Genomic DNA, 10943 nt, shown 5'->3' on the forward strand with positions numbered 1-10943 from the left:
CTTGCGGCACAACTCGACGACCGGGATGCCGGCTTCGCCTTCTTTGAGCACCGCAACGATCTGGCTTTCGGTAAATCTGCTTTTCTTCAAGGGAGTCTCCGATGGAAAGGAGGCTCCGAAATTCTACCGGCTGACGTCTACTCTGAGGGGGACCCTACGAGGTCATCGCTGACCAGCCCGACACGAACGCTGGCGTACCGGGCCTGCGGATCGGGCCCCTTGGCAAGCCGCTGGCCCAGCCAGGTGAGCACACTTTGCATATTGATGCGGGCTGGCCGGCTCAGAAGATGGCATCCGTACGCTGGCGCGTACTGACGACGACCCTGATGTCGCTCAGCGCAATCGACTTGGCAAGGATATCCGGCACCAGGGCAGGGGGCTCGCCCCGGTGCCCATGCGCATCTTTGTACGGCCAGGTTTCCAGGTGGCCATCTTTCACCCCGCCGTATATCGGCAGACCCAGTTTTTCGCAGAACGGCAGGTAGTGTTCCTCATAGTGATGGATGTCATTCACGTTCTGCAGATAAAGCAGCTTGGCCTTGGGCGCATCCCGGAACGCCCGGATGGCGTCAAACCGCTGGCTGACCAGTGACGGCGGCAGTTCTTCGTATTCGGAGGTGCCGAAGTTCGAAAGCAACATGGTGCGCACGTTCTTGGGGTGGTACTGGAGCACGTGTGTCTGTGGATTGATCGCGACCGCCGTGGCGTCGCCCAGGCGGGCGGCCGTCATCAGGGCCGCGAATCCGCCGCCCGACGACCCATACGTGATCACGGAGTCGGTGCCCAGGCCCAGCTTGCCCGCCACGGCGCGCACCATTTCTGCCAGCCCCGTGCCCCAGTCGTTATCGCGTGTGCCCACGTACCAGGCCAGCGAGAGTTTGCGGGTCACACCCAGTGTGGGGTCGGCGACATAAAGCGTAGAGCCGGGAATTTCGGGCGCCCAGCTGACGCGGTGGAAATCCGGGTGGGCGAAGCGGCGGTTCGTCGCACCGCATAGCATCACGAACAGCTTGTTCGAATCCGGCTTGATGTTCAGCAGACATTGAAACTCGCCGCCGCGGTGGCGTACGACGAAGCGGCCATTCTGGATACTGGTCGAATCCAGTTCTTTGAGCGATCCGCAGACTCCCCACGGGTGAGCCACGAGCGTATCCGGCGGCGCAAGTTTGGTGAGGAACGGGTTGGGGCCCGATCGCCGGGCGGCGGGTGCGACTTCTTCGACCGCCGTGCTTCGTACCGGTTTGGCCGCGGTGCGTTCCGCCAGTTTGATGGCCCGGGACATCAGTTGCCGGAACCCGACCGGTGCCTCCGCGGCGTCGTTCGAGCGAATGACTTGAAGCGTGCCGAGATCGCTCAGCTGTTCGTCTTCGTCAATGCCGAATTCGCGGCAAAAGTGCTGGAAATGCCGGTTGGGCTTGTCTGCATTGTGTTGGCCTTCGTAATACATCACGCGCGTTTCCTGAGAATCACGCAAGGCGTCGACGGCGGACAGGCGCGTATTGAACTCCAGGTCGGCCGATTGCACAGAAGGGTCGCTCACGGCCAGGTGGGCGAAAAAGTCGGCGACGTAGGCGCGGTTGTAGAGCCGGATATCAGTATGCGGGTTGATCGAAATGACCGAGCAATCTCCTATTCTGCAGCCCAGTTGAATGGCGGCCAGCCCACTCGAGGCCTCTCCGACGATATAAATGCGATGCCTGTCGACTCCCAGTCGCTGCCGCAGGCTGTCGACCAGCAGCGACAGGGATACGATCCCTGACTGCTCGCGGCTGCCGAAGAACCATCCGATAGCGTGCCTGGCCGTCAACGCCAGTGTGGGGTCATTGACGAGGACTGTCGTGCCGGGAAGATTGGTGAATTTCCGTGGCAGTTGCTCCAGCGGCCATTCCGCGTCAGCCCGCTGTTGCCCCGCCAGAATCACGAATAGACGTTTTGCCGCGTGGTCAGTCTGGGACAGAGTGAAGTCGATCTGCAATTCGCCGATGCGCGCCTGGTAGCTGCCTTCCTCGAGGCCGCCCAGGTCATCAGGCTCATGCCTCGCAGTGGCGTCGAACATTTGCGGAGCATAGCCAGGCTTGATGGGGCGAGTCGTAGTAGTAATCATCCGATTTGTCTCAATGTAGGTATCGGGCCAGGATTGGCGCTTTGCGGGGTCCTAGCCTTCCAGCTGGGGTACAGGAGACACGTTGGCCTCGTGCGCATGACGGACTTGGCTGCGTGCGGCAGGGGCAGCCTGTCCATCTAATTCGATGCCGACCAGCTCGTGCGCGCCGGCCGGCTTGCCGGTGTGGCCGTTGGCCCGGAGGGCCTGGGCGTCGGCAGCGGCGGGGGCCTCGTGGCGCTCCAGAGCCTGGCCGTATACGCGCACAGCGTCCGCGCCGGCACTGCGCCAACTGCGGTTGTCGATCACCCATTGGCGACCCTTTCGTCCATGCTCCTGCCGCAGGTCTGGGTTGTTGACATAGGTACGTATTTTTTCCGCCAGATCTTCGATGCTGCCCTTCTGGAAAATCAGGCCGGTGGAGCCGTCGTGAATGATATTGGCAAGCGCGCGCACGCTAGAGGCGATGACGGCCTTTTCTTGCGCGAGCGCCTCGAAAGGCTTCATGGGTGACACTGTTTCGCACACTTCCCAGGGTTTGCGCGCGTAGACGATGACGTCCAGGATCGAGTAATAGCGGGCGATGTCTTCATGAGGCACCCGGCCGGTCAGGATGACGCTGTCGCCGAGTTCCTTGGCAAGTTCCTCATGATTGCCATTGCCATCGCCAACCAGCAAGACCTTGAAGTCGAGCCCTTGCTGCAGCAGGATCCGGGACGCGGAAAGCAGATCGTCGAGGCCTTCGTAGTCGACAAATGAACCGATGTATCCGATGACCGGCGTACCAGGTGAAATGCCGATGGCCGATGCCAGGGCCTGGTCGCGTTCGCGCGGCACGAACTTCTCGGGGTCTACGCAGTTCGGAATCAGGGTGATATGGCCGTCGGGCACTCCGCGTCCCGTCAGCTCGGTCATCATGTCGTCGGTCAGGGTGATCAACGCCTGCGCCTTGGAGAAAGTGAAGTTCTCCAGTTCCCGGATGCGCTCGATCAGGTCGGTCTTTTCGCCGGAGGTGTCGCGCGACTGGTGTACCAGTTCCCAAAGCCCCGATACCTCGTAGACGAAAGGCAGGCCGGCCCGCGTGGCGGCCAGCATGGCGGGCAGCGCCGTCAAGTAGGTGGATCGGCCATGGACGAGGGTGGGGCGCTCCTGCACGAGCACCTGGTAGAACTCGTCCGCCATTGACAGCATGTATGCCAGTTCGCTGGCCCGCATGCGGTCTTCACCATTGAAAATTCGTCGGTAATTCACGCCCTGGATAACATCGACGGCCGGAAACGTAAGCAGGCGGTTCGCCGATTTTATGTCCTTGGGAAACCCGGGGCGCGTATACGGCCGGATGTCCCAATCGCTTTGCGTGATCCCGGTGATGAGCCCATGTGCCCGCGTCGCATAGCCGCCGGACAGGTGCGGCAGACTGCTGTGCAGAAAGTACACGGAGCGTCGTTTCGATGTCGGCAGGATCGGGTTCTGCTTGCCCTGGTGGCGCGCAGCGTCGAAGAGTTCGCGGAATATCGCGAGTTCAGTCGACAGCGGACGGTGGCGCGCGCGCAGGGCGGACGGATTGAGCGCCTGCAGGAAGGAGCCGTCCGAGGCCAGCTTGGCGCGCATCGTCTGGCGCCGTATCTGGCCGATGTCGGCAGCGAATTCCTTGACGGTGGTGTTCCAGGTGCGATTGTCCAGCACCCAGCGGCGGGCGTTTTCTCCGAGGGTACGGCGCGCCTGCTCATCGGTCAGGTACCCTGCCAGTTTGCCAGCCAGGTCGTCCACGTTTCCGCTCTCGAACAGCACACCGTTGACGTCGGGCTGCACGAGATCTGTCAGTCCGCCCACGTCGGCGGCAATCAGGGGCTTGCCCGCAAGCATGGCTTCGATCGGCTTGATGGGCGAAATCAGTTCGGTTACGGGCTGGGAACGGCGGGGGAAGGCGCAGACGTCGATGGCTGTATAGATCCTGGGCACGTCAACATACGGAAGCCGGCCCGGCGTGACGAGCCAATCGGCGATGCCATGGGCTTCGGCGCTTCGGCGCAGTTCGGCGATGGCGGGGTCCGCATCGCTGGCCATTGTGTTGCTGCCCCCTACGAGCAGCAGCCGGAACTCATGGCCCAGGGATTTCAGCCGCGCGCAGGCCACGACGAGATCTTCCAGTCCTTCGTAGGAGGCAAAGGTGCCCACATAGCCGATGACCAGCCGATCGACGGGGATGCCCAGGCGCAGTTTCATCGACGGGTCCACACCGCCGGAAGCGAAGGTCTCGGGGTTGCCGGCGCTGAGCAGCAGGCCGACATTCTCTTCGGCCACGCCGCGGTTCACCAGTTCATGCTTCAGGCGCTCGGACAGCGCGTAGACGCGGTCGGCCGATTTCGCGAGCGTGGATTCGATTTCCCGGTCCAGCGCGTAATCGAAGGTTTGCGCATGGGCGGGGTCCTTGGAGGCCTTGGTGATCTCCCAGAAACCGCGGATATCGTAGAAGTAGGTCAGGCCGAGCGCTTTGGCCGCACGATAGGCGGGCAGGGCGGTGACATAATTGGACGCGGCAACCACGGTGGATGGCGCCAGCTCGAGCAGCTTGTCGATAATGGCATCCGTGGCGCGCTGCAGGTATTCGGCCGTCTGCAGCCCGGCCCTGTACTTGGCGCTCTTGCGCAGCGGCTTGGGAATCTGGTGATAGTGCACTCCGTCGATCTGCACGGCCTTGTCCGGCGCAGGGATGTTGCCGTGCGACACCATGTCCCTGGGGTAACCCGGACGCGTCACAACGTGCACGTCGAAGCCTTCGCGCGTCAGCGCGCGGGCAATCTCGTGGGTGCGCACGGCATAGCCGCCCGTAGACAGAGGAAGCGCGTTATGGGCAAAGTAGACTACGCGGTTCGGCACCGGCGAGACGGATGCCAGGCTTTGCTCTACCACGGGTACATCGTTGAACAGACCCAGCACATTGACCGGATGACGCTGGATATTGCGATAGAACGGCGTGCGGCGTACCGCCGCGTCGCCTTCGTAGCGTGCATACAGGTCCTGCGCCACGCGGTACGCGGCGGAGACCTTATTGGAAAATATGGCGGCCCAGAAACACCCTCGCAACACTGGCTCGTCTTCCGAGATTTCGCGGGCCAGCCGACTTAGCTGGAACTCTTCTTCGTGCAGGCCCTGCGCCCGGAACACCTTGCCGACCAGCAGATAGTTCACTGCCTGCTGCATGCCGCGCGAGCGGGACAGCTTGCCAATTAAGTGGTGTACCTGGGCGTTGTCGTGGTTGGCCAGCGCGGCCTGCACCTTGGCCAGCCAATCGGGTTTGAGCTTGATGGGATCGATCGTGGCCAGGCTGGCCAGGCCGTCTTCCCAGTGCTTGCGGATGCCCAGCTTCTTCGAGGCACGCCGGCGGCGACCGTCGCGCAGGACCGCATAAAGCGCGAGCGGCAGCTTGAGAAAGCCTTGCCATGACTGGCTGGCCTGCACAAATGCGGCGCCGATGCGGTAGGAGTCTGTCTGGTACACCGAGTTCAGCGTGGTCTCGAGACGCCAATTGCGGTCCAGCGCCGCATCCAGTGCCTTTTGCAGTTTGCTTTCCTGTGAGACGGCGCGCGAGGCGGCTGCCTCGACCAGCTGCACTTCCGATGTAGCGGAGACCTGCGATTTTGCCCGTTGCCAGCTGCGCAGGGCCACGGTGATCTTTTGCTGGCGTTCGTCGAAGGCGGCGGCGGAAACCGCCGCGACACGATGCCAATCGATTTCACCGAGCTTGCCCTCGACGCCGCCGCCGATGCACAGCAACTCGCCTTCTTTATAGTCGAGGAAGTGCAGAGCCTGCAGCGCAGCCAGGGACGCGCAGACAGGATAGGGTGAAATCGCAGGCAACCTGAGGAGCAGGAACGCGTTCTTTCGCACGCGTTCTGCCACCCGCATTACCTGTTGCGCGGCGACCTCGCTGTTGGGGTCGCTGCGCGTGATCACGACGGCGTCAAACTCGTGCAGAGGCTTGTCCGACTGGTCCAGGCTTTTGGTAGTGGTGAACTTGAGGGTTGCAGAGGTTCGGCTGAAGGCCTTGGCCAGCGGATGCGACTTCGTCCCGACGAACAGAACGCGGGAGCCATCCAGTGCGGTTGCCACACTGCGGTCGAACTCGGCCAACGCGCCGATGTGGGACAGTGCTAACAGCGCGTGGCAGTCCGATCTGCTTATATCCAGCAGGCCTGGATTTTCAATCGGCATATCATGCGAGGTAGTTCCGCTCACTTCGACTCCGTGTATGTCAACAACCGGTGAAACTGCGCAGCGCGGCCGGTTGGGCACTAAAGGCAAAAACGCTAAAGCGAGCCGACTGAGCTGATGCAGCTGAAGGCGGCTCGCGAATGTAATGAAAACAACAAATGCGGCTTACTTGTGCAGCAGCCCTACGGCGTCGATGACGACCTTGTCTTCGTAGCGGGAAAAATCCACTTCCTTGAACGGCGAGTGCTTGACCAGCAATGCCACGACATCGGCGCGCTCTACAGCCGCTTCAGGTGACACCAGCTCGCCAGCCAGGTTGGCAGGTTTTTCCTCGATATAGGGTTCGCACAGCAGGATCCTGGCTCGGGTCTTGGCATGCAGCCTCTCGGCGATATGCATGGCCGGGCTTTCGCGCAGGTCGTCGATATCCGGCTTGAATGCGAGTCCGAGCAGGGCGACGGTGACATCCTCTTCATCTTGGCCAGCCACGACTTTGCTGTGAATCGCCGCGAGGATCTGCGCGGCTACCCAGTCGGGCTTGCCATCGTTTACTTCACGGGCGGTGCGAGTTATTCGCGCCTGCTCGGGAGTTTTGCTGACAATGAACCAGGGGTCTACGGCGATGCAGTGACCGCCAACGCCTGCGCCCGGCTGCAGGATATTGACTCTTGGATGGTGGTTCGCTAGCTGGATCAATTCCCAGACATTAATGTCAAGCTTGTCGCAAATGAGCGAAAGCTCATTTGCGAACGCGATGTTCACGTCGCGGAATGCGTTTTCCGTCAGCTTCGACATCTCAGCCGTGCGCGCGTTCGTTTCGAGCAACTGGCCCTGCACGAAAATCTGGTAGACGCTTTTGGCTTTCTGAGCCGAAATATGGTTGATGCCGCCGACGATGCGGTCGTTCTCGACCAGTTCCCGGACCACTTGGCCAGGCAGCACGCGCTCTGGGCAGTAGGCGACGTAGACGTCGCTTTCGACGCTGCCCTGCAATGGCAACTTCAAGTCGGGCCGCAGCTCGGACAACCACTGGACCATTTGTTCCGTCGTGCCGACCGGAGATGTCGATTCCAGAATAATGATGTTGCCCGTGTTCAGCACCGGCGCAATCGCTTCGACCGCGGCCCGGATATACGAAACGTCGGGCTCGTGATCATCCTTGAATGGAGTAGGGACGGCGATAAGAAAAGCGTCGGCTGGCTCCGGCTTGGTGGTCGCGCGCAGATAACCTTCTGATACGACCGATTGAACAATGCGTTCCAGACCGGGTTCGATAATGTGGATACGTCCACGGTTGATGGTGTCAACGGCGTGCTGATTGATGTCGACGCCGATGACCTTTACCTTGCGGGACGCGATCATCGCGGCTGTTGGCAGGCCAATGTACCCGAGTCCGATGACGGACACCGTTTGGGTGGAGTTGTCATTCATTTGTGTTCAACCTTGTTTACCAGGGGAGGAGGCGAGGATCGCTTCAACGATGCGTATCGCAGCGCGGCCGTCCCCATAGGGGTTATGCGCCAGCGCCATGCGTTTGTAACTTTCTGGGTGATCGGCCAGCTCGCTGACGCCGGCGATGATTCGTTCCACGGAGGTGCCAACCATCCGAACCGTGCCCGCTTCGACGGCTTCTGGGCGTTCGGTGTTGTCTCGCATGACCAGCACCGGTTTTCCCAGCGAAGGAGCTTCTTCCTGTATGCCGCCCGAATCGGTAAGGATGAGATAGCTCCGCTGCATCAGGTACACGAATGGCAGATATTCCATCGGCTCGATCAGGTGCACATTGCCCAGCCGGTTGAGCAGGCGATGCACCGGTTCGCGAACGTTGGGATTCAGGTGGACCGGGTAGACAAAATCCATATCCGGGTATTTTTCGCTCAACGCGCGTATGGCTTCGCAGATATTCTGGAAACCATCGCCGAAGTTTTCGCGACGATGCCCGGTAATCAGCACGATGCGGCTGTTCTTCGCAAGAAAAGGGTATTGCGCGTGCAGTTGTTCCTGCAATGCACGATCCTGGCTGGCCTTTTCCTGCGTGGCGAGCAGGGCATCGATGACTGTATTGCCGGTAACCCTGATCGTGGAGTCGTCCACGCCCTCGTCGAGCAGATTGCGCCGCGCCTGTTCCGTTGGCGCAAAGTGCACGCTGGCGAGCCGGCCGGTCAGTTGCCGGTTGGCCTCTTCGGGCCAGGGCGAGTAAATATTGCGAGTGCGCAGACCCGCCTCGACGTGGCCGACCGGAATACGCGCATAAAAAGCGGCAAGCGAGGCCGCGAGGGTGGTGGTGGTGTCGCCGTGAACAAGGACGTAGTCCGGCTGGAAATTCTGCAGGACGTCGCGCATGCCTTCGAGGACGGTGCTGGTGATACCGTACAGGTCTTGTCCCGGGCGCATGACGTTTAAATCGTAGTCGGCCTTGATGGAAAACAGGTCCAGTACCTGGTCAAGCATTTGCCGATGCTGACCCGTGACGCAAACCCGGGACTGAATGGCCTTTTCTGCCACCAATGCGTTTACGACCGGCGCCATTTTGATTGCCTCGGGCCGCGTGCCGAATACCGTTAACACCTTCGTCATGCTTTCTCACTGTAGGGGTTTATTTTTAATTACCCGCAGAACGTCGTAGCGCGCGCAGATAATAAAAAGCTTCGACCGCCATAATTGGCCAACTGCGTTTCAGCAGCGTGACTGGCGAAAAAAGAAAAGGGCATAATGTGCCCATTCTGTTACGTAAAATATGTAAAAACTAAGCACTATATGTAGCTAAAAGCGTCCTCTGGGGCGTACTTGTTACTGCGTTGCGCGGGGTAACGATACGATTTGCAAATTTTCCCAATAAAACAGCGCTACAATAGAAATACAAAAATACATTAAGGGGTGCCGCGCGACTTGGGAAAATGCACCAAAGAGTGGCGTTATGCGGCCGTAATTCCCGATTTTGGTTCATCGGCCTTTTCCAGGCGCTGCAACGTAAAAAAATACAGATTTGCAACGTAAGAGGCATCCAGGCGTGCCTTGCTCTGCAGTGACTTGTCTTTCCACTCGTCCCCCTCCCTGGTGGCGTCGAGTGCGCCACCTTCGAGCATGGCCTTTACCAGCTCCAGGGCGATATCCTTGTTGGATCGGGACGAAGGGATGGTTTGCTTGTTCCGAGCGATCATTGCTTCTCCTCAAAATGATTGGGGTGTAGATTAAAGCAATTCGGCTTGGAGAGGATTTACGCTTCGTTTGATATGTGTGGCGGTGTTACGGCGCCATTATGCAAACTACAGTTGGTTATATTATTTTGGATAATATTTCCAGCGTGCGTGTCAGCTGGGATTCAGAATGCAGGCAACTGATAAAGAATCGCAGCCGCGCTGTCTGTTCCGGCACGGCAGGGTACAGAATCGGCTGCACATTTATCTGGTGTTCGAATAACGCGGCCGACAGGCGCGCGGCTTTCAGCGAGCTGGCCGTAATCGCCGGCACGACTGCAAGCCCGGCGCTGCTTCCCGTATCGATGCCCGCTGCTCTGGCGTGCTGCAGGAAGAACCTGCCGCGCGCCTGCAGGGCGGCCACCCGCTCCGGGACTTCCTGCATCCTGCGCAGCGCCGCCAGCGATGCGGCGGCGACGGCTGGCGGCATCCCTACGCTGTACAGGAATCCGGGCGCCAGGAATTTCAGGTGCTCGACCAGGGCGGCTTCGCCGGCGATGTAGCCCCCGCAGCCCGCCAATGTCTTGCTGAGCGTGCCCATCCAGATGTCTACGTCCTTGCCGGCCAGCCCAAAGTGCTCGCGTATGCCGTACCCCCGCTTGCCCATGACGCCCAGTGAATGGGCTTCGTCCACCATCAGGAACGCCTTGTGGCGGCGCTTGATCTCGACAAAACGTGGCAAATCGGGAAAGTCGCCGTCCATGCTGTAGAGACCCTCCAGCACGATCAGCACGCGCTCGAACTGATGGCGCTGCTCGTCGAGTATCGCGTCCAGGGCGGCCCAGTCGTTGTGGGCGAAGGGCAGGCGGCGTGCCCCGGATAATTGAGCGCCTTGTAATACGCTGTTGTGAATGAATTCGTCGTGTAGGATCAGGTCGCGAGGCCCGAACAGGTAGCCGATGACCGACACATTGGTGGCGTGGCCGCTGACAAAAGCGACCGCGTCGTCGACGTCGTATAACTCGGCAAGCGCCTGCTCGAGCTCCCGGTGTATGGGCCTTTCGCCGGATACCAGGCGGCTGGCGGACACCGAAGTGCCATAACGCTCCATAGCCTCGCGGGCGGCGGCCTGTACGACAGGGTCGCCCGACATGCCCAGATAGTTGTAGCTGGCGTAATTGACGTAGCTCTTGCCGCCGATGCGGGTGTCGGCGCCGGCGGTACCTTCGTGCAGTTTGAAAAAGGGGCTGCGCACGCCCATGCGGGCGGCGCCCTCGTTCATGATGCGCAGTTGGCGGTAGCCGGGGTGCATATCGAACCGATAGAACTCTTCGGAGATATTTCCCTTGCGTGCGGGTGCCAGCGGTACGGAACGGGAGCCCTGTTCCTGGCCCGCCTGGCGCAGTTTGCGCTGTAGCGCCTGCTGGATAAGTTTGTCCTTGAGGCTTGCGGATAAACCGGGTAGACCTTTTTTGGCTTGGCTCACGATG

7 protein-coding genes are annotated in these 10943 nt (G+C 60.4%); all 7 read right to left on the minus strand.

Annotated elements, in window-relative coordinates; all coding sequences use genetic code 11:
• On the minus strand, window positions 1-90 hold a 90-nt coding region (locus CAL18_RS19960; RefSeq protein WP_349290273.1), incomplete at its 3' end, for a transposase.
• A 190-nt stretch (window positions 91-280) separates the two neighbouring features.
• A complete protein-coding gene (locus CAL18_RS06380) occupies window positions 281-2104 on the minus strand; it encodes an alpha/beta hydrolase family protein (RefSeq protein WP_141217751.1) in 1824 nt (607 codons plus the stop codon).
• A gap of 51 nt (window positions 2105-2155) precedes the next feature.
• Window positions 2156-6316: a glycosyltransferase gene (locus tag CAL18_RS06385; RefSeq protein WP_094817546.1), complete on the minus strand. Its 4161-nt coding sequence runs from the start codon at window positions 6314-6316 to the stop codon at window positions 2156-2158.
• A gap of 165 nt (window positions 6317-6481) precedes the next feature.
• Window positions 6482-7747, minus strand: a complete 1266-nt coding sequence (gene wecC, locus CAL18_RS06390; protein WP_026641325.1) for a UDP-N-acetyl-D-mannosamine dehydrogenase — start codon at window positions 7745-7747, stop codon at window positions 6482-6484.
• Between the two features lie 6 nt (window positions 7748-7753).
• Window positions 7754-8893 (minus strand): non-hydrolyzing UDP-N-acetylglucosamine 2-epimerase, encoded by a 1140-nt coding sequence (wecB, locus tag CAL18_RS06395; RefSeq protein WP_026641326.1) that lies wholly within the window; start codon window positions 8891-8893, stop codon window positions 7754-7756.
• A 338-nt stretch (window positions 8894-9231) separates the two neighbouring features.
• Window positions 9232-9477 carry a hypothetical protein gene (locus tag CAL18_RS06400; protein WP_026641327.1) on the minus strand — a complete coding sequence of 82 codons (246 nt, stop codon included), beginning with the start codon at window positions 9475-9477 and terminating at the stop codon, window positions 9232-9234.
• Window positions 9478-9592: 115 nt separating this feature from the next.
• Window positions 9593-10939, minus strand: coding sequence for an aminotransferase class I/II-fold pyridoxal phosphate-dependent enzyme (locus CAL18_RS06405; RefSeq protein WP_026641328.1), 1347 nt, complete (start codon window positions 10937-10939; stop codon window positions 9593-9595).
• Between the last annotated feature and the right edge of the window lie 4 nt (window positions 10940-10943).

This window comes from Bordetella genomosp. 7 (genome assembly GCF_002261415.1).
GTDB lineage: Bacteria > Pseudomonadota > Gammaproteobacteria > Burkholderiales > Burkholderiaceae_B > Bordetella_A.

Bases quoted from the DNA above. Each gene is read 5' to 3' on its own strand.
- wecC (WP_026641325.1), bottom strand. From the start codon at position 7,747: ATGAATGACAACTCCACCCAAACGGTGTCCGTCATCGGACTCGGGTAC.
- CAL18_RS06385 (WP_094817546.1), bottom strand. From the start codon at position 6,316: ATGCCGATTGAAAATCCAGGCCTGCTGGATATAAGCAGATCGGACTGC.
- CAL18_RS06380 (WP_141217751.1), bottom strand. From the start codon at position 2,104: ATGATTACTACTACGACTCGCCCCATCAAGCCTGGCTATGCTCCGCAA.
- CAL18_RS06400 (WP_026641327.1), bottom strand. From the start codon at position 9,477: ATGATCGCTCGGAACAAGCAAACCATCCCTTCGTCCCGATCCAACAAG.
- wecB (WP_026641326.1), bottom strand. From the start codon at position 8,893: ATGACGAAGGTGTTAACGGTATTCGGCACGCGGCCCGAGGCAATCAAA.